Source organism: Anaerostipes faecis, from assembly GCF_910574135.1.
GTDB lineage: Bacteria > Bacillota > Clostridia > Lachnospirales > Lachnospiraceae > Anaerostipes > Anaerostipes hominis.
Map to the genome: position 1 here is coordinate 1 of NZ_CAJSYK010000030.1, position 20226 is coordinate 20226.

At 42.6% G+C, this 20226-nt stretch carries 18 protein-coding genes, 1 other RNA gene and 2 pseudogenes; 3 read left to right on the forward strand and 18 right to left on the reverse strand.

Annotated elements, in window-relative coordinates:
• Window positions 1-181: 181 nt before the first annotated feature.
• The 13 genes from ssrA to QGT46_RS14905 form a co-directional block, all read right to left on the reverse strand.
• Window positions 182-528: a transfer-messenger RNA gene (gene ssrA / locus QGT46_RS14845) on the reverse strand.
• Between the two features lie 215 nt (window positions 529-743).
• Window positions 744-1400: a glycoside hydrolase family 25 protein gene (locus tag QGT46_RS14850; protein WP_148460114.1), complete on the reverse strand. Its 657-nt coding sequence runs from the start codon at window positions 1398-1400 to the stop codon at window positions 744-746.
• 60 nt (window positions 1401-1460) lie between these two features.
• On the reverse strand, window positions 1461-1931 hold the full coding sequence (gene smpB, locus QGT46_RS14855) for an SsrA-binding protein SmpB (protein ID WP_148460113.1): 471 nt from the start codon (window positions 1929-1931) through the stop codon (window positions 1461-1463).
• On the reverse strand, window positions 1894-4065 hold the full coding sequence (rnr, locus tag QGT46_RS14860; protein ID WP_148460112.1) for a ribonuclease R: 2172 nt from the start codon (window positions 4063-4065) through the stop codon (window positions 1894-1896). Before rnr ends, smpB begins: the two co-directional genes overlap by 38 nt.
• 135 nt (window positions 4066-4200) lie before the next feature.
• A complete protein-coding gene (gene secG / locus QGT46_RS14865; RefSeq protein WP_006565422.1) occupies window positions 4201-4437 on the reverse strand; it encodes a preprotein translocase subunit SecG in 237 nt (78 codons plus the stop codon).
• 241 nt (window positions 4438-4678) lie between these two features.
• Entirely contained in the window at window positions 4679-5095 is a 417-nt protein-coding gene (locus QGT46_RS14870) for a hypothetical protein (protein WP_148460111.1), read from the reverse strand.
• Window positions 5096-5148: 53 nt separating this feature from the next.
• On the reverse strand, window positions 5149-6444 hold the full coding sequence (gene eno, locus QGT46_RS14875) for a phosphopyruvate hydratase (RefSeq protein ID WP_024727924.1): 1296 nt from the start codon (window positions 6442-6444) through the stop codon (window positions 5149-5151).
• A 123-nt stretch (window positions 6445-6567) separates the two neighbouring features.
• The gene (gene gpmI / locus QGT46_RS14880; protein ID WP_024727925.1) at window positions 6568-8109 is read right to left on the reverse strand and encodes a 2,3-bisphosphoglycerate-independent phosphoglycerate mutase; all 1542 of its coding nucleotides are present in this window, start codon (window positions 8107-8109) and stop codon (window positions 6568-6570) included.
• A 100-nt stretch (window positions 8110-8209) separates the two neighbouring features.
• Window positions 8210-9526 (reverse strand): hypothetical protein, encoded by a 1317-nt coding sequence (locus tag QGT46_RS14885; RefSeq protein WP_148460110.1) that lies wholly within the window; start codon window positions 9524-9526, stop codon window positions 8210-8212.
• A gap of 77 nt (window positions 9527-9603) precedes the next feature.
• Window positions 9604-10353: a triose-phosphate isomerase gene (gene tpiA / locus QGT46_RS14890; RefSeq protein ID WP_024727927.1), complete on the reverse strand. Its 750-nt coding sequence runs from the start codon at window positions 10351-10353 to the stop codon at window positions 9604-9606.
• Between the two features lie 39 nt (window positions 10354-10392).
• Window positions 10393-11586 carry a phosphoglycerate kinase gene (locus tag QGT46_RS14895; RefSeq protein WP_024727928.1) on the reverse strand — a complete coding sequence of 398 codons (1194 nt, stop codon included), beginning with the start codon at window positions 11584-11586 and terminating at the stop codon, window positions 10393-10395.
• Window positions 11587-11830: 244 nt separating this feature from the next.
• Complete coding sequence (gene gap, locus QGT46_RS14900; RefSeq protein ID WP_148460109.1) at window positions 11831-12847, reverse strand: type I glyceraldehyde-3-phosphate dehydrogenase; 1017 nt, start codon at window positions 12845-12847, stop codon at window positions 11831-11833.
• A gap of 169 nt (window positions 12848-13016) precedes the next feature.
• Window positions 13017-14690: a Na/Pi cotransporter family protein gene (locus QGT46_RS14905; RefSeq protein ID WP_024727930.1), complete on the reverse strand. Its 1674-nt coding sequence runs from the start codon at window positions 14688-14690 to the stop codon at window positions 13017-13019.
• 158 nt (window positions 14691-14848) lie between these two features.
• Between QGT46_RS14905 and QGT46_RS14910 the strand changes: the two genes are divergently transcribed.
• Window positions 14849-15658, forward strand: a complete 810-nt coding sequence (locus tag QGT46_RS14910) for a histidinol-phosphatase HisJ family protein (protein ID WP_024727931.1) — start codon at window positions 14849-14851, stop codon at window positions 15656-15658.
• A gap of 63 nt (window positions 15659-15721) precedes the next feature.
• On the opposite strand, the gene QGT46_RS14915 is transcribed toward QGT46_RS14910, so the two are convergent.
• The 5 genes and pseudogenes from QGT46_RS14915 to QGT46_RS14935 form a co-directional block, all read right to left on the reverse strand.
• Window positions 15722-16591 carry a radical SAM protein gene (locus tag QGT46_RS14915; protein WP_024727932.1) on the reverse strand — a complete coding sequence of 290 codons (870 nt, stop codon included), beginning with the start codon at window positions 16589-16591 and terminating at the stop codon, window positions 15722-15724.
• A gap of 28 nt (window positions 16592-16619) precedes the next feature.
• Complete coding sequence (locus QGT46_RS14920; RefSeq protein WP_270431631.1) at window positions 16620-17297, reverse strand: L,D-transpeptidase family protein; 678 nt, start codon at window positions 17295-17297, stop codon at window positions 16620-16622.
• Between the two features lie 206 nt (window positions 17298-17503).
• Window positions 17504-18625 (reverse strand): N-acetylglucosamine-6-phosphate deacetylase, encoded by a 1122-nt coding sequence (nagA, locus tag QGT46_RS14925; protein ID WP_148460107.1) that lies wholly within the window; start codon window positions 18623-18625, stop codon window positions 17504-17506.
• Window positions 18622-19359, reverse strand: coding sequence for a glucosamine-6-phosphate deaminase (nagB, locus tag QGT46_RS14930; RefSeq protein WP_148460106.1), 738 nt, complete (start codon window positions 19357-19359; stop codon window positions 18622-18624). Before nagB ends, nagA begins: the two co-directional genes overlap by 4 nt.
• Before the next feature lie 86 nt (window positions 19360-19445).
• Window positions 19446-19631: pseudogene (locus tag QGT46_RS14935) on the reverse strand (PTS glucose transporter subunit IIBC); the annotation flags it as partial.
• Between QGT46_RS14935 and QGT46_RS17410 the strand changes: the two are divergent.
• Together QGT46_RS17410 and QGT46_RS14945 are read left to right on the forward strand one after the other, a co-directional pair.
• Window positions 19631-19867: pseudogene (locus tag QGT46_RS17410) on the forward strand (IS110 family transposase); the annotation flags it as partial. The pseudogenes QGT46_RS14935 and QGT46_RS17410 overlap by 1 nt on opposite strands.
• Window positions 19868-19964: 97 nt before the next feature.
• Window positions 19965-20225, forward strand: a complete 261-nt coding sequence (locus QGT46_RS14945) for a hypothetical protein (protein ID WP_148460105.1) — start codon at window positions 19965-19967, stop codon at window positions 20223-20225.
• Window position 20226: the final 1 nt, after the last annotated feature.

Sequence of the window (20226 nt, forward strand, 5' to 3'; positions counted from 1 at the left end):
ATATCGGGTTTCTGTCCGTAGGGCTACGATTTCGCTATCCCTTCTTCTCGCCCACACCTCACGATGCAAACCTTGGGAGTCGCTTACAAGTTCGTCGGTAGCTACGCCTATGTGGACTTGCACCACAGAACACGGACATGCCCGTCATACTTAAAAAGAGCACGTAAATACGCACTCCTTGCGATGGACTAGGCGGGAATCGAACCCGCGTCCAAAAACCCATCCCCTCAGGCATCTCCCATTACAGTCTCTGTATTGACATTCCCTCCATACTGCTCCCAGAGACAGGATCAGTACTTCAGTAGCTTCATAAATACTTCATCTGCCGCAAAGCTTAAACAGACGAGGGTTCTACATTATTTGAAGCCTAATGACAGGCTGTAGATGACCTGTCACAGACTACTGCTGCCCTTAGGCTGCAGCGTACGCTAATTTATTATCTGCGTTTAATTTAAGTTTACACCGTAACGTGGTCTCTCCGAATGGCTTCCCGAGCTTCAGAATCCCTGTCGAAACCAGTACTAGCCCGAATATTTCCTTATATAGTATAACCCTTTTTTTGTGAAAAAGTCAATAAAAAGAAATGGATTGTATGTTAAACCACTGTGTAGATCAAAACAAGCAGTGATATTATATCACGGTTCTGAATGATTGTGGTAAAATGATGCCAGACAACTCATCAAAAGAGAACAAAAACCCATTCTGTATAAACCTGTCTCCGGCACATACAGAATGGGGAGCTTTTATTCTTCCTCTCGTCTTGTCTCCGGACAGAGCCTGTGCCTATCCGTTGGATTTCTCTTCTCATAGTCTTTAAAGCTGTAATTCATGTCCACTTCGCCCCGGATGCCTCTGACTCTTCCGGAATCGGAATACTGCCACATGTCAACATCGTCTACTCCGAGAATATGCTGATATTTCGCCAGCCAAAGTTCATATTCCCTGAGGCGGCGGATATCAAAATAATCCTCTAAATCAGAAAGATTTGTGTAAAACATGGGTTTGTATCCGGCTCTTCGAATCTCATCGCAGAACTCTCTTGTAAAGTCTGTTGCAAGATCTTTTGTGATCGTGACACCCTGTTCTCTCGCATAATCAATGGAATCTTCTTCAAAATCAAAAGCCACGGGATATTCAACCCGATACCTTCTGATGATCTCGACACATTGTTTTGCCTCTCTTCTGGCCATCTCTCTTGTATATGCATAACTGAACCAGTAGATTCCGAGTGGGATTCTCTCACGATTGCATTCTCTTGCATTCCGTTCAAACTCCTGATCTATATTTCCATCGCCGAATCCGGCCCTGACCATTGCAAATTCTATCCTGTCTTCTCTGACTCTTCTCCAGTCAATCCGCCCGTCGGCATAGCTTACGTCAATACCCTTCCTTCTGTGCATACTGTCCTCCTGTCTTTTTGTAATTATAGTATGCTCGGAAGAAAGCGCCGTTCCATTGTCCTAACCCAGTTTTCTGACCTTAAAGTCTCTCATCGCTTCTCTCTGCTGATCTTTCTTGGCAATATCCTGCCGTTTATCATACAATTTCTTACCGCGGCACAGTCCAATTTCAACTTTTACCAGACTGCCTTTGAAATAAACCCGCAGAGGGATCAATGTATAACCTTTTCTGTTTACTTCCGACATCATCCTGGTAATCTCGGAACTGTGCATTAAAAGCTTCCTCTCTCTGAGAGGGTCCTTGTTGAAGATATTTCCCTTCTCATAAGGGCTGATATGCATCTGTTTCACAAAAACTTCTCCATTTTCAATACTTATAAAGGCTTCCTTAATACTGCAGTGTCCCTGCCTCATAGATTTTACTTCTGTACCAAACAATACGATGCCTGCCTCAACCGTCTCCTCAACAAAATAATCATGACGTGCCTTTTTATTATTCGCAATCAGCTTTGTTCCGCCCGTCTTCGCCATGTTCATCCTCCTCAATAATCTCAAAATCAATATTCTTCAAAATCTTATCGACTCCGGTCACAACGATCTCTACCGGTTGTCCCAGCTTCCACTTACGCCCTGTCCTCTCTCCTGTCATAGAATAGGACGACTCATCATAATTGTAATAATCCCCGGGCAGCTTGGACACATGGACCATTCCTTCAATCGTATTCGGAAGTTCCACATAGATCCCCCAGCCAGTCACTCCTGAAATCACGCCTTTGTACTGCTGTCCGATATGTCGTTCCATATACTCTGCCTTTTTCAGTTTTTCTACTTCCCGCTCCACTTCATCTGCACGCCGCTCCATCTTGGACGACTGCTCTGAGACTTTCGCAAGAATAGACTCATAATGCTGGATTCTTTTGGCATCGAGTTTTCCCCGAAGAGTTTCTTTGATGATCCTGTGAATCTGCAGGTCCGGATACCTTCGGATCGGTGAGGTAAAGTGACAGTAATAGCTTGTAGATAATCCGAAATGTCCTGAACTCTCGGTTGTATACCTGGCCTGTTTCATAGATCTCAGGGTGAGCCTGCTGATCAGAGCCTCCTCCGGAGTGCCTTCCACCTTTGTCAAAAGTTTCTGTATCTCTTTCGGATGGATTTCATCTTTTTTAAGCTTCAGTACGATTCCAAAATTCTCGAGAAACGTCCTGAGTTTCTTGACTTTTTCCCCGTCCGGATTGTCATGGGTACGGTACACAAACGGTATTTCCTGCCAGTAAAAATTCTCTGCAACCGTTTCATTTGCAAGAAGCATGAAATCCTCGATGATCTTAGTTGCCTTATTCCTTTGGGATGGAATCACGTCGACTGCCTTTCCGTATTCGTTCAGCACAATCTTCGATTCAGGAAAATCAAAGTCCACACTTCCCCGTTCATGTCTCACCTCCCGCAGAATATCAGAAAGCTCTTTCATCTGCTCGAACATCGGAACAAGTTTTTCATATCTCTTCCGCTCTTTTTCATCGCCGTCCAGAATCAGTGCCACACTTGTGTATGTCATGCGTTCATCCACATGGATGACGGTTTCGGCAATGCGGTGTCCCTTTAAAATTCCTTCCTTGTCAAGATCCATGATACAGCTCAATGCCAGTCGGTCTGTACCTGCATTCAGAGAACAAATACCGTTGGAAAGCTGATGAGGCAGCATCGGTATGACCCGGTCCACCAGATAGACACTGGTACCTCTTTTCAGCGCTTCCTTATCCAGTGCAGAGTTTTCCTTCACATAATCGGAGACATCTGCGATATGGACTCCCAGCTGATAGCCGCCTGATGTTTTGGTCAGCGTGATCGCATCATCAAGGTCCTTGGCATCCTCTCCGTCTATGGTCACCGTCTGCCAGTCTCTCAGATCCAGCCGCCCTTCCAGCGAAGATTTTTCTATGACCGAAGGCACTGCTCCCACTTCTTTTTTGACTTCTTCCCCGAACTCCGTGGGAATATTGTATGCCTTTACGATCGATAAAATGTCCACTCTGGGATCATCCCTGTGGCCTAAAACCTCCAGTATCCTGCCTTCCGGACTCTTTCCTAAATCTCCGTAGTCAACAATCTTTACCAGGACCTTAAATCCATCGGTAAGATTTCCGCATTCCTCTTTCGGAATGAAAATGTCACTGTCAAATCTCAAGTTGTCCGGAACGACAAATCCATAGCTTTTACATTTTTCAAATGTACCGACTATTTCCGTCATTCCCCGTTCCAGAACCTTTACAATTCTGGCTTCTTTCCGCCTGCCGTTCCTGGCCCGTTCCTCAGTCACTTCGATCTGCACAGTATCCTCATGGAAAGCTCCGTTCATATCATTTTCATTGATATAAAAATCGTCTTCTTCTCCTTCCACCGAAACAAATCCAAATCCTTTCTGGGTGCATACAAACGTCCCGGTCAGTGTCTTCTTTGACACCGGGCTGTATTTTCCTCTCTTAGAGACTTCCACGACTCCCTCATCAACGAGTTCATGAAGAATCTGGACGAACTCTTTTCTGTCTTCCGGCTCTACCTGTAATAAATAGCCGATCTCTTTTTGTTTCATAGGCTGATAGTGTTTATCATAAATCAGATCTCTGATTCTTTTTTTCCTTTTATCAAACAATTCCTTTTCCATTATCTTTCCCTTACTTTCTGCAACAATGCTGTACTATCCGGAGCATTTTTCATTCTACAGGAAGGTTCGCAGAACTTTCCTGTGGAATAAAAAAACACTTCTTAAACATTATCTGCTTAAAGAAGTGTTTCCATTCTAAAGAAATCTGGAACAAAGGAGCGCTGCTGTCACAAAAAAGATGACTGTAAACAGGGTTGTCGCTTTAATAATGTTCCCTTCCCTGGAACGGCCTTTGTTTTTACTCCAATATGTGCCGGAGGTTGTGGATCCTGTCAGTGATCCCAATCCAGCTTCCTTTCCTTCTTGCATCAATACTAATATGATTAGAACAACGCACGATATTAAAAATAATATAGTTAATGCCGTCTTCATTGCTTCTTCCTCCTAATGTTTCTGCTCACTGCTGATTATTCTAGCACACCTTACCATAAAATGCAAGGATACGTTCAAATCTTACTTTTCCTTGACAGGGATCTGTGTATAGATACGCTTTCCTATGATTTTACGAAAACCTTTCAGACGGAACCGATACTTCTTTTCTGGATTGATTTTTTTCTTCTCGGGATGTCTCCTTCACTTTTTTATATTTCCCTGATTTACTGACCGCCTCGTCTTACAATCTGGCTTCTCCTGCATAGCTGTCATAATAATCCACGCTGTGTTCCATTGTGATGGGAACAATTTTGGCATCGTTATACTGAGGAAACACATTTTTAATTTTCAATTTTCCTTCTGAAACTGCATCTATGTAAATGGATAGTGAGGAACGGTTACGTTCTCCTCTGTCATTTAAAATCCGCTCATATGCCGCAAAGCCTGTCAGAGGCTCGGAGCCTTTGTCATAAGTTAGTCTCTCCTGGTGGGTGTTAAAAAAATCATCTGTTTCATCCTCCGGAAACTGTACAAACAGGACAACGTTGCTCCGCTGTCCTGTTTTCTCTGAGGTCTGTTCTCCATATACAGAAATATTCCAAGTGAGAAGCAGGCAGACTGCCATGATCCACGATAAAACTTTTTTATAATTTCTCATCTTCCGCCCCTCCCACAATGAAATATTTTTTCTTTCTTTATACTATTATCGTTCTATAAATACAATCCATATCGCTTACAGGCACCCAATTCTTCTTCAATTCTCAGCAACCGGTTATATTTTGCTGTCCGGTCAGAACGGCAGGGCGCTCCTGTTTTAATCAGTCCGCTGTTTGTCGCCACCGCAATATCCGCGATCGTTGTATCCTCTGTTTCTCCGGACCGGTGGGATATGATTGTTTTATATCCTGCCCTTTTTGCAGTCTCTATGGCATCCAGGGTTTCTGTCAGTGTCCCGATCTGATTCGGCTTGATCAGGATACTGTTTGCCATATCATTCTCGATACCGTCTGTCAGACGTTTCTTATTTGTAACAAATAAGTCGTCGCCTACCAGGAGTATTTTTTCTCCCAGACGATATGTGAGTACTTTCCACCCGGGCGCATCCTCCTCGTTTAATCCGTCTTCAATGGAAAAAATCGGGTAATGATCGGTGAGCTGCTCATAATATTGAACCATTTCTTCAGAATTTCTCCGTATCTCTTTTCCGGTCATCTGGCTCTCACCCGGGAAATAATAGACATCCTCGTCTTCATTATAAATTTCTGACGCAGCACAGTCCATGGCAATCATGATCTGTTCACCTGCCTTATAGCCCGCATTTTCAATCGCTTTTACCAGCAGGTCCAATGCTGCCTCCGAGCTTTCCAGGTTCGGTGCAAATCCTCCCTCATCTCCAACCCCGGTGCTCAGATGGTTTTCTTTCAGAATACTCTTTAACTTATGGTAGATCTCTGTCCCCATCATCAGTGCTTCTTTGAACGTTTCGGCTCCAACCGGAGCGATCATAAATTCCTGAAAATCCACTGTGTTATCTGCATGTTTTCCTCCGTTTAAAATGTTCATCATCGGCACCGGCAGCTTACACGCGAAACTTCCCCCTAAATACTGATACAGCGGAAGGCCCAATCCGTTTGCGGCAGCCCTGGCAGTGGCTAGTGATGCTCCGAGGATGGCATTCGCCCCAAACTTTTCTTTGTTTTCTGTCCCATCCGCTTCAATCATAATCTGATCGATTTCAATCTGGTTCAGTGCATTTTTTCCCACCAGCCGGTCTGCGATCCGGTGATTCACATGGTTTACTGCTGTTTCTACTCCCAGCCCTCCGTAGCGTTTCTCGCGGTCACGAAGCTCTATCGCCTCAAATTTGCCCGTGGAGGCTCCGGACGGCACCAGTGCGGTTCCAAAATGTCCATTGGACAGCAATACCTCCACTTCTACCGTAGGGTTTCCCCTGGAGTCCAAAACTTCTCTTCCTATAACATCTTCTATTGACAAGCCATATTTCAACACATTCACATCCTTTACAAGTAATTAGTAGTATTTTATCCAGATAGATGAAAATCCATACATTGAAATACAAAAAGAAAGCAGTGTGCTTTAAACACACACTGCTTTCTGTCATATCGATATTTATTTTACTAACAAAGACTTTCCGGTCATGTCTTCCGGCTGTTCAAGTCCCATCATTTCGATCAGAGTCGGCGCGATATCTGCCAGACATCCGCCCTCTCTTAATTTCACACGGTCCTTATAATTTACTAAGATAAACGGTACCTGGTTGATCGTATGGGCTGTAAACGGAGCTCCTGTCACATAATCCACCAGCTGCTCTGCATTGCCGTGGTCAGCACAGATAAACATCTGTCCGTCTGCTTTTTTGATGGCTTCCACCGCTCTGCCCACACATCCGTCCACTGTCTCAATAGCTTTTACTGCCGCATCACAAATGCCGGTGTGTCCAACCATATCCGGGTTCGCAAAGTTAACGATGATCACATCATACTGATCGGACTCAATAGCCTCTACAAGTTTGCTGCCCACTTCCATGGCGCTCATCTCCGGCTGCAGGTCATAAGTTGCCACAGACGGTGATTTCACAAGGATTCTCTCCTCTCCTTCATTTGGAACCTCTACGCCTCCGTTGAAAAAGAAGGTAACGTGTGCATACTTCTCTGTCTCGGCCAGACGAAGCTGTTTCAATCCCTGTTCTGCCAGGAATTCTCCGAATGTATTTTTAATCTCTACTTTATGGAATGCCACCAGCTTATTCGGAACTGTAGCATCGTATTCTGTAAAGCATACATAAGTTGTCTTAAAGTAACCGTTTGGACGCTCAAAGCTGTCAAACTTATCATCACAGATCGCCCTGGTGATTTCTCTTGCCCTGTCCGGACGGAAGTTGAAGAAGATGACAGAATCATTTTCTTTGATCACAGCAGTCGGCTCTCCATTTTCCGTGATAACAGTCGGCAGAACGAACTCATCATTTACTTCCTCTTTGTAGGAATCCGCAATTGCATCCACGGCAGAATCTTTCATTACTCCTTCTCCCATGACAAGGGCTTTGTATGCTTTCTCCACACGGTCCCAGCGATTGTCACGGTCCATTGCATAGTAACGTCCGGAAACAGTGGCTACCTTGCCTACACCGATCTCTTTCATCTTTGCTTCCAGTTCTTCTACGAATCCTTTTCCGGAAGTAGGTGCCGTATCACGTCCGTCTAAGAATGCATGTACATAGACCTTTTCGATATTATTTCTCTTTGCGAGTTCTAATAATCCATACAGATGTGTATTGTGGCTATGTACCCCGCCATCAGATACTAATCCCATTGCATGGAGTGCACTTCCATTCTTCTTGCAGTTTTCTACTGCCTGAAGCAGCGCTTCGTTCTCAAAGAAGTCTCCATCCTGGATCTCTTTCGTGATCCTTGTAAGTTCCTGGTATACGATTCTTCCGGCACCCATATTCAAGTGTCCTACTTCAGAATTTCCCATCTGCCCTTCCGGAAGGCCTACTGCCATACCGGATGCATTTCCCGGAACAAACGGGCATGTTTTCATCAGTTCGTCCATGACTGGAGTATTGGCCGCTGCGATCGCGTTGCCTTCTTTCTTATCATTCAATCCGTAACCATCTAAAATCATTAAAACGGTAGGTTTCTTGCTCATTATTATCTCCTTTATCTTCATTGGCTGTCAATTTATAATCCGTTAATATTATAACGATTATTGTTTATAAATTCAATAACAGATTGAGTCTGACTGTAGACTATTTTATTCCGGCTATTATTTTTCCACTCTTTAAATCCATTCCGTAAGCATTGTCTCTGGAACGATTACCGTCCCCTTTAAACATTAGAATGTCATAAGACGGATAAACAGGATCTCTGCTGCAGTTCAAGGCAGAATTGCTCCCCATTTTCTGCAGCTCAGCGCCTGTTACATAAACAAGAAGAGGATAATATTTACTTCCTGAACCGTTATTCGCAGTTCTCCTCAAATATACGACGCTGCTTCTCACTTGTATAAAACGATTATTTGTGAGTGTCAGCTTTCTGATGCCGCCTCCTGCCACACCATGTTTTGCCGTATTAGTATTTCTTTTATTTTTCAAACCAATTTTTGAAAACTGATTCGAATCAATCGTCGTATTTTCCCAATTCATCATAAAGACAGCATTATCATAAATGTTTTTAAACTGATTATTTCTAATCTGAATCCTCTGATGATAAACATTTACTGAAGACTTTGAGTATTTCCCTTTTTTGTCTTTCTTTTGTGAGTATTTATGCGTTCCAATTGCGCGGTTCACTCCGTCAAATACATTATTATTGATCATGACATTTACATTCGGAGTCTGGTCTTTTCTGCTCCACCTGAGTGTAAATCCACCGGTCGCTTTATCTGGTGTATCGATATTAATTGCTTCTTTATTATATGCTGAACTCCTTGTACTGGATTTGGCAGAAAGAAATCTGTTATCTTTTATTGTTACATTTTTCACTCCGGCGATCTCAATATAATGCCCTCCATTCTGTCCCTTGAAGGTTATATTCTGAAAAGTTACATTCTGATTATGAGAACCAGATACTCCATGTGCCCCCTTTATATAAGATAAATCGATAATTGACTTACTTCCGTGGCCTATAAATTTAATATTTTTGGGTCCGTTATACTTTTTATATACATTTGTTTTATTTCTGTTTTTGTAAGAACAAAGCAAAAACATATTTTTTGTAGGCTTGTAGTTGCTTTTACCTTTGTTTATTTTCTTTAATACTGCACCTTCTTTAAGTTCAATTGTTGTATTAGAAGGTACAAAAAGAGTCGAACAGATCTTATATGTCCCCTTTTTCAGAACCAGTCTGCCACCTCCTTTTTGCAGTTTTTTTAGATAATATTGCATTTGAAGTGAGTTCTTAGTGTTTTTATTGTAGGCAGAAGATTTCTTAACGGACTTAGGAATTTTATTTGGACTGATTGTATAAGTCTTTCCCTTTGCTTCGACTTTCTTGACATAAACTGAAGGACAATTAAATAAGCCTGCAATCATAAAAAATGCCATTATTATATATCTCTTTTTCATATCCTTACTCTCATTTCCTTTAAACCGATTTTAAGTAAAAAGCTGCTGCAAATAATTTCTGCAGCAGCTTTATCTCTCTACTTGTAGTTTACGATCTTACCAAAGTCTGGTTTTAAAGAAGCTCCACCGACTAATCCTCCGTCGATGTCTTCCTGTGCGAATAATTCCGGTGCACTTGCAGCAGATACAGAACCGCCATACTGGATGCGGATGGCATCAGCGGTTGCCTGATCATAGACTTCTGCGATACACTCACGGATCGCTTTACAAACTTCCTGAGCCTGCTCTGTCGTTGCAACTTTTCCTGTACCAATCGCCCAGATTGGCTCGTAAGCGATAACAGCAGTCTTTGCCTGATCTGCAGTCACACCCTGAAATGCAATCTTGATCTGCTGGCGTACAAAGTCAATGGTCACACCCTGTTCTCTCTGAGCAAGAGTCTCTCCGCAGCAAACGATCGGAGTGATTCCATGTTCAAAAGCTTTTAAAACTTTTTTATTAACTGTCTCATCTGTCTCAGCGAAATATTCTCTTCTCTCAGAATGTCCGATGATGACATATTTTACACCTAAGTCAGTCAGCATATTTGGAGCGATCTCACCTGTGTAGGCACCGCTCTCTTCATAGTACATGTTCTCAGCACCGATGTTGATGTTGCTTCCTTTTGCAGCTTCGATCGCTGCCGGAATACAGATTGCCGGTACGCAGAATACTACATCAGATGTTTCAGTCGCTACCAATGGCTTTAATTCATTTACTAAAGCTACGGTCTCGCTAGGTGTTTTGTTCATTTTCCAGTTTCCTGCTACGATTGTTTTACGCATAATGGTATACCCTCCGATTACTTTCCTTGATAGTTAAAAAGCTTATTTATCATTTGCAGCTGCAACACCCGGTAATTCTTTGCCTTCCAGGAATTCCAGAGATGCTCCGCCTCCTGTGGAAATATGTGTCATCTTATCACCGAAACCAAGCTGGTTTACAGCTGCTGCGGAATCTCCTCCACCAATGATCGTTGTAGCATCAATCTCTGCCAGTGCCTCTGCAACTGCTATAGTTCCTGCCGCAAAGTTCGGCATCTCGAAACATCCCATAGGTCCGTTCCATACAACTGTCTTTGCATCTTTTAAGGCATCCGCAAATAATTCTCTTGTCTTCGGTCCGATGTCAAGACCCTGCCATCCTGCTTCAATTCCGCCTCTCTCTACGGTCTTGATGTTGGCGTCATTGGAGAAGTCATCGGCAACTACTGTATCAACAGGGATCAGCAGGTTCACGCCTTTTTCCTTTGCTTTGTCCATCATTTCCTTTGCATAGTCTAAGTAGTCAGCTTCCAGTAAGGAATCTCCAACCTCTTCTCCCAGTGCTTTCATGAAAGTATAAGCCATACCCCCGCCGATGATCAATGTATCGACTTTGTCCAGCAGGTTGTTGATGACAGAAATCTTAGAGGAAACCTTTGCTCCTCCTAAGATGGCTACCATAGGGCGTTCCGGATTGTTGACTGCATTTCCTAAGAAATCAATCTCTTTCTGCATTAAGTATCCTACAACTGCAGTGTCTACGAACTGTGTAACTCCCACGTTAGAGCAGTGAGCTCTGTGAGCAGTTCCAAAAGCATCATTTACAAATACATCACAGAGGCTTGCAAGTTCCTTGCTGAATTCTTCTCCGTTCTTTGTCTCTTCTGCTCTGTAACGTGTATTCTGAAGTAAAATGACATCTCCGTCCTGCATTGCGTCTGCCGCCGCCTTCGCATTCGGTCCTACAACGTTGTCGTCTGCTGCAAACTTCACTTCCTGACCTAATAACTCACTCAAACGTGCCGCCACCGGTGCAAGAGATAATTCCGGTTTCGGCTCTCCTTTCGGTTTTCCTAAGTGAGAGCAAAGGATCAGTTTCCCGCCGTCTGCGATTAGCTTCTTTAATGTAGGAAGTGCCGCAACCAGGCGGTTCTCATCTGTGATTTTTCCATCCTGAAGCGGTACATTAAAATCACAGCGCACTAAGACTTTCTTTCCTTTTACGTTGATATCATCTACTGATTTTTTGTTTAACATGTTCTTTCCTCCTGGGATTTCTTATAGGATTAAATCGAATGCCTATCCTGCCGGATTGCCTTCTTTAACAAACAAAATAAAAAAACGGGTCCGGTCCAAAAAGACCGGACCCATTTGAGTCTTTATACCTTATCGTGCAAAGCACGCTGCCCGAAGGGCATAAAATACAGTGTGCCCTGTGGGTATGGTATTGCAGAATACTACACTGAATATTGATGCCTGTCCGCATCCACAGCGCTGATGATTATGCTAATTCTGCAAAGTATTTGATTGTTCTTACCATCTGGCTTGTGTAAGAGTTTTCGTTGTCATACCAAGATACAACCTGAACTTCGTATAATCCGTCACCAATTTCAGTAACCATTGTCTGAGTTGCATCAAATAAAGAACCGTATTTGATTCCGATGATGTCAGAAGATACTAATTCTTCTTCTGTATATCCGAAAGATTCTGTAGCTGCTGCTTTCATAGCTGCGTTGATTCCATCAACAGTTACGTTCTCTCCCTTAACAACTGCTGTTAAGATTGTTGTAGAACCTGTCGGAACCGGTACACGCTGAGCAGATCCGATTAATTTTCCGTTTAATTCAGGAATAACTAATCCGATAGCTTTTGCAGCTCCTGTGGAGTTAGGAACGATATTGACTGCTGCTGCACGTGCTCTTCTTAAATCACCTTTTCTCTGTGGTCCGTCAAGAGTCATCTGATCTCCTGTGTAAGCATGTACTGTCAACATGATACCAGACTGAACCGGTGCGTACTTGTTAAGAGCATCAGCCATAGGTGCTAAGCAGTTTGTTGTACAAGATGCTGCTGAGATGACTGTGTCTTCTTTTGTCAATGTTTCATGGTTTACATTGTATACGATAGTTGGAAGATCGTTTCCAGCTGGCGCAGAAATAACAACTTTTTTAGCTCCTGCCTGAATGTGTGCAGATGCTTTGTCTTTAGATGTGTAGAATCCTGTACATTCTAATACAACGTCTACGTCTAATTCTCCCCAAGGAAGTTTTGTTGCGTCTGCTTCTGCATAGATTTCGATTTCTTTTCCGTCTACTACGATTGAAGATTCTTTTGCTTCTACTTTGTCAGCTAATGCATATCTTCCCTGTGCAGAATCATACTTTAATAAGTGTGCTAACATCTTAGGATTTGTTAAATCGTTGATTGCTACAACTTCATAACCTTCAGCTCCGAACATCTGTCTGAATGCAAGACGTCCGATACGTCCAAATCCATTAATCGCTACTTTTACTGCCATCTCAATTCCTCCTAAGTCTTGAATGAATAATTTAATGTTGTCTGTCAATTGTCAATCTATTGACAAACTTCCTTTTTATTTTAAACAATATGTCCAAAAATATCAAGTCTATTTTAGCATTTCTCTCATGTATACAAAATCATATCTTTGTACAAGATTACCAAAAGCTTTATTTTTCATTCTCATCGATGATATAATTGGCAATATTGTCGGCATAGTCCGAAATACGCTCCAGACTTGTCATCATATCAATATAGATCACTCCGGCTTCAGGTATGCATGACTCCCGTTCCAGCCGTTCAATATGCTGTTTCCGGTACTTTTTCTCCATTCTGTCGACTTCTTCTTCTCCCTGAATTGCCTGTTTTGCAATTTCCACATCGTCTTTCTCAATAGCCCTGATGGCATAATCAAACGTTTTAATGACCTGAGCCGTCATTTTGTGCAATTCGTCCTTTGCAAGATCAGAAAATGCAATTTTATCGTCATGCTTTATCTGCATGAATTCAGCAATATTTTCGACATGATCTCCTGCCCTCTCGATATCCGAAATTGTGTAGAATAAATCCGTGACAATTTTGCTCTGTTTCTCCGTCAGTGCCAGATTGCTGATCTTTACAAGATACCCGGTGATCATAGTTTCTAAATGGTTGATGACCTTTTCATCCCTGAATACCTTGTCCAGCTGTTTTTCACTCGGCTGCGGATTCATGGCTTCCTTCGTAACACGCTTCATATTTTTCAGAACGATATCACCCATGCGCACTACTTCTTTGACTGCGTTTTCCACTGCAAAAGAAGGAGTCTCCAGGATACGCGGATCCAGGTGACGCAGCACCATCTCTTCTACTTCCTCGTCTTCCTCATCTTCCGGTTCTTCGTGGATAATCAGTCCTGACAGTTTCACCAATACATTGGCAAACGGGAACAGCAGTACAGTGACTGATACATTGAAGATAGAATGGAAAATAGAGATCTCCGTACTCGAAATATGCTGCATGGCCAGATGGTCAAACACTCCGAAGAAAATGGTCATGATAATTCCATAAATAGCAGCTCCGATGATGTTAAAAGATAAGTGAATTACCGCCGCCCTTTTTGCGGTTTTGTTTGCACCCGCACTGGATAAAAGAGCCGTGATACATGTACCGATGTTCTGCCCCAGCGTAATGAAAACGGCGGAACGCCAGTTTACAATGCCCTTCATGGCAAGTGTCTGAAGAATACCGACGGATGCAGAAGAACTCTGAATGATCGCTGTAACGACAGCTCCTACAAGAATTCCCAAAATAGGATTCCCCCCGAGAACTTCAAAAGCCTTTGCGAAAATAGGGCTGCTCTGATATACTCCGATGGAACTGGACATAAAAGAGAGTCCGATAAAAAGAACACCGAAACCTACGGCGATCTCTGCCTTCTGATTTAACTTTTGTTTATTTGAAAAAGTTACAATAAATGCTCCGATGGCTAAGATCAGCGGTGCAAAAAATTCAGGTTTCAGTGCCCCTGCCCATTCATTTGCCGACACAAGCCATGCGGTGATCGTAGTTCCGACGTTCGCACCCATAATAACGCCTGCTGCCTGGGTAAGATTCATGATGCCTGCATTCACAAAACCTACGACCATAACGGTAGTTGCCGAACTGCTCTGGATGATGGCTGTGACCAAAGCTCCCACTAAAACTCCTAAAAAGCGGTTGTTGGTCAGATATCCCAGCAGCTGCCGCATCTTATTACCGGCAGTCTTCTGCAGTCCGTCCGCCATCACATTCATTCCATAGAGAAACATACCTAATCCGCCGGCAAAGGCAAACAGGTTTCCCAGATGATCTAATGTATTCATTTTTTTTCCTCCTGTATTAAACATCTTTAGTTTAACATAAGGTAATTGTTTATTTAAAGTAAAACTTTTGTAACTTATCTGATTTTCATGTATTTTTTTTAATAATTATATATAATAAGATTAAAACCTATCATTTTTTAAAATATAAAGGAGACGCCATGATTCACTCAGACTTTCATTTACATACCAGTCACTCATCTGACTCCCAGGCTTCAATGGAATCTATGATATTGAGGGCCATAGAGCTCTCTCTCAACAAAATCTGTTTTACGGAACATCAGGATTTTGATTATCCTGAAAATAAAGAAAATTTAGATTTTCTGGTGGATCTCCCCTCATTTAAATCTGAATTATTATCATTAAAAGACAAATACAATGACCGGATACAGATTTTATTTGGCGCCGAAGTAGGACTGATGCCGACAACCTATGACAAATGCCGGGACTTTGCCCACTCTGATGATTTTGATTTCATCATCGGTTCTACTCATATTGTTGACCAAATGGATCCATATGAACCCATATATTTTGAAACATATCCTGGAAAGAAAGGTCTTTTAAGATATTTAGAAGTGATACTCCAGAATGTCAAAGTCTATCATGACTACTGCGTATATGGCCATCTGGACTATGCCGTGCGCTATTGTCCCGATAAAAATTATCAGTTTGTCTATCAGGATTACGCCGATTTGATCGAAGAAATTTTAAAAACCATCATAGAAGACGGAAAAGGGATAGAGGTCAATACCGGCGGATATAAGTACGGGCTCGGATATCCGAATCCCCATCCGGATATTCTCAAACGCTATTTGGAACTGGGAGGAGAAATTCTTACGATCGGCTCTGACGGACACTGTCCCGAACATATGGCATACGACTTTCCAAAGCTCCGGGAACTCCTCACTTCTCTCGGCTTCCGGTTCTATACCGTCTTTCAGAACCAGACACCGGAATTTATAAAACTGTAATAGAAAAAAGAAGGAAAATGTATTTATTTACCCATTCTCCTTCTTTTTCTATCACTTAAAAATTTAAAATCCTCTCATCCATTCTTCTTTCAAATGCAGATTGCCCTGTATCGCCTTTTCAAGTTTTGCGATCATTTTATCTCTGTCCTCATTCAAAGTTCCTCTCAAGTTGACATAATTGGATGCATGGTTGGACCGGAAGATACATCCCGGACAGTCCATATGTTCCAGCATCAATTTTGTCTCTTTCAGATTATCATAAGGAGTGATCAGTTCAAACTCTCCGCTTCTGATCTTTTCTTCCAGCGGAAGTCCGGGTTCTATCATCAATGTCAGGAGTCCTATATAATCCGGTTTCATTGCAGAAAAAACTTTCCCTGTATCAACCGCATGCTCCATCCAGAGCTTTCTTCCCCCGAGCCCCGAAATAGCCGTCACTGACAGCCGGATACCCGCCTGTTTTATCTTGGACGCAGACTGTATCATCTCATCCGGCGTGGCTCCCTTTTTCATGAACTTAAGCACCTGGGCATTTCCCGATTCCAGCCCCATGTATACCATATCCAGACCGTTTTCTCTCAGTTCCCGGAGTTCCTCTTTTGTTTTGATCATGACACTCTTAGGAGAAGCATAGCAGGTGACCTGCCGGCATTCCGGAATTTCTTCACGAATATATTTAAGAATCTCGTTCAGATACTCGTTTTTACAGATCAGAGCATCTCCGTCTGCCAGAAAAATCTTTCCGATCGAATTGTAGCACTCTCTTGCCTCTCTGAAGTCGGCCAGAACATCCTGAATCGGCCTCATCCTGAACCTTTTTTCTTTGTACATATTGCAGAAGATACAGTCATTCTGGCTACATCCGATGGTCGCTTGTATGATCAGACTGTATGCCTCACTCGGCGGTCTGTATACCATTCCTTCATATTCCATTTTTCTTTCCTCCTGGTAACTTTCAGTATTATTTTCGATAAATGCAGATCCTGGCTCCTGCTTCCGCATTTTTTATAATCTTCTTCATGCTTTTCCGGCTTACTGCAATACATCCTGCCGTGTAGGGTTGCTTTCCTTTACAGTGAAGAAATATTGCAGATCCCTTTTTATATTTATGTTTTGGATTATAATTGAGAAACATTCCATAATAATAATGTGGTTTATAGTCGATCAGATGCTCTCCACGGCAGCGGTGTTTCTTTTTTTTCACGTCTATCAGGCGGTTGTAATATTTTTTGTCCCCGCACCAGTAGAGGTACTTATTGACTCTGGTGTAATTCATCTTTGCTCCCGGATTTTTTTTGATCCCAAAAGCCCCTGTGAATCCAAAAGTGCCGGAAGGTGTCTTCATATCCCCTTCCTTCTTCTTGTTGATTCCCTTTTTTCCTACATAGCCTTTACATTTTAAAATGCGTTTCCATTTATGATCAATTTTTTGATACATATAGACAGCTGCTTTTGATCTCTTCTGGTATTTTACAAAAATCAGCTGATTCACTGTCTCATCATACCGGTACTGGCTGAACTTTTTCTGCCATACTGTCTGCCGGGCCGCCGCACGGACCGTCCGCTTTCCTGCATCTGTCCCTGCCATATTCCAAACAAATACTGCCATAAGAATGATTGCCATCCATCTCTTATTCATCACTATTGTATTCTCCTCCTGGGCTATTATACACAAATATAATAAAGAAAAAAAGAGTTTTCACCAAAATTATTTGTATACAAACAATTTATATACTAAATATAATTTTCCTCCAAACTCGAGAAAGAACGCACAAAAGCTGTCCTGAAAACAAAAAAAGTACCGGAGCCGCATTTCTGCATACCTCCGGTACTTGACTGATAATCTTAGTTTTGCTTCAGGATCTTCCCTTTTTTAATGATTGCTTTTATATCCAGATCTTTATCCAGAAGGACAACATTCGCATATTTCCCCTCTGAAATACTTCCGTAGCTGTCATAAATACCAATGGATTTGGCCGGATTCTCAGTAGCACATTTCACTGCGCTGTTAAGCGGGATTCCCATAGCCTTGACGGCAGTTCTCAGACAGTCCATAAGATTCGTGGCAGAGCCTGCAATTGCGCCTCCTTCGGCAAGTGTGGCAAGGTTGCCGACCACCTTCACATCCTGTCCTCCCAGCTGGTAAGTTCCGTCTTCCATTCCGGTGGCCATCATACTGTCACTGATCAGGATAATCTTATCATCCCCGAACATCTTAAAAGTTGTTCTCACGGCGCTCGGATGGATGTGGATACCGTCACAGATCAGCTCAACATCCAGTCCGTGATCACATGCTGCTCCAATCACTCCGGGTGCCCTGTGGCTGTACCCCGGCATGGCGTTGTAAAGATGAGTCACATGGCTGACTCCATTTTCAATCGCTTTGACCGCAGTGTCATAATCTGCAGCCGTATGTGCGATCGAAATCACCGCCTCATCCTTAACCTGGCGGATAAATTCCATAGCGCCCTCAGTTTCCGGTGCGATGTCCACCAGCTTAAACAGACCGTTGGATGCCTTTTGGAGTCTCTCATACATTTCTACATCCGGTTTATGAATATAAGCCGGATTCTGTGCGCCTTTTTTGGCCTCATTGATAAACGGCCCTTCCATATTGATGCCCACGAGGTCCGCTCCGCTGTCCCCTTGGTAGGCTGCCGTAGCCTCCGCGATGGTCATCAGTGTTTCCTCCGGCAGAGTCATCGTTGCAGGACATATGGCAAGCACTCCATTCTCTGCCTCATAAGAAGCAATTTCTCTTATGGCTTTTTCTGTCCCGTCACAAAAATCATATCCCACACAGCCATGGAAATGAATATCGATCAGCCCGGGAACCGCATAGCAGTCCTGTGCATCCAGAATCTCGTCACTGTCTGAAAAACTGCTGATCCGCTCGCCGTCCGTACAAATATCTTTTGTCCTGAAAACCCCATCTTCACAAAACACATCTGCATTCTTTATAATCATAATAAATCCTCAACCTCTGACAATGCATCCGCATCTGCTACCAGGATCACATCATTGTGGAGCTGTAAGATAGATGCCGGAACTTTCGGTGTGACCGGTCCGAAGAACGCTTCTTTCACAATATTTGCTTTTTCCTTGCCGCTGATAATAAGAAGAATTTTCTTTGCTTTCATGATGGATTTGATTCCCATAGTATACGCCTGTCTCGGCACATCTTCTTCTTTCTCAAAGAATCTTTTATTAGCATTAATCGTACTTTCTGTCAGCTCTACACAGTGGGTCTCTTTTTCAAATGCTTCCCCCGGCTCATTAAAACCGATATGGCCGTTGTGTCCGATACCCAGAAGCTGAAGGTCAACTCCTCCCAAGTCCTCAAGCACCTGATTATATCTTGCACACTCTTTTTCGGAATCTTCTTCCATACCATTCGGAATGTTGATGTTTTCAGGCTTGATATTCACCTTATTAAACAGGTATTCATGCATGAAATAGTCATAGCTCTGGTCATTTTCTTTCGGAAGTCCTTTGTACTCATCCAGATTCACTGAGGTTACCTGGCTGAAATCCAGATCGTCCTGCTCATACCAGTGCACCAAATTTTCATAAATCCCGATCGGTGAAGAACCTGTAGCCAATCCCAAAACACAGTCTGGTTTCGTGATAATTTCTGCAGAAATAATATTTGCCGCTTTTCTGCTCATGTCATTGTAATCTTTTCCCTTAATAACTCTCATCTTGTACTTCCTTTCTATAATGCGGGAAACAGTAACTGCTGTCTCCCCATATGTTATCCCTAATCACTTACAATATAACGCTTAATTTATTTTTCAGCAAGTTTTATCAATTCATCTGCAACAAACCGGACTTTAGTTCCTACAATAATCTGAATACTGTTTTTACCCGGACGGATGATTCCTGCAATTCCAGCAGATTTGATCTTTTTCTCATCTACCTGATCCTGATCTTTAATCTCCAGACGAAGTCTCGTAATGTAGCTGTCAATAGTTTTCCAAAGGATGGAAGAAACTGTGTGATTGGCTTGCAAAGTATAACTGTTCTGAAGTCTGTATGGAATCTACCGGCAAGTATTGGATCCCTGTATTTAATGTTTTAGAAAAGGAAAATAATTCTATGTTTCTTGCTCATCCAAAATATACAAAACATCAAAAAGGAAATAAGACCGACCGAAAGGATGCGAAATGGATTTGCGACTTGTTCATGTGTGAAATGATCAAACTCTCTCAGAAAAACTAAGCAGGCGCTCCATGACTTTTACGGTATCATTATCTCTCGTCAGAGCATTTCCAACTACTGTAAATCCGCACCTCTTGAAATCACAATGAAAATCAACCCCGAAAATCGTGCTGCGGCTGCAAAGGTATACACTGATTACCGCCAACCGTTTCTTGATACCATTGAGGGGGCATTAACTAAAGAACTCCTTATCCGTAACGAAGATGTTCAGGTCATTCATGGTTTCGATAGCATGGAACACGCAAAGGCATATCTTGAAACAGATATGTTTAGCAATGATGTCGTTAAAGGACTCAAGCCAACTTGGGCAGGCGAACCCGACATTCGTTTTTATGAAGTAGCATAAA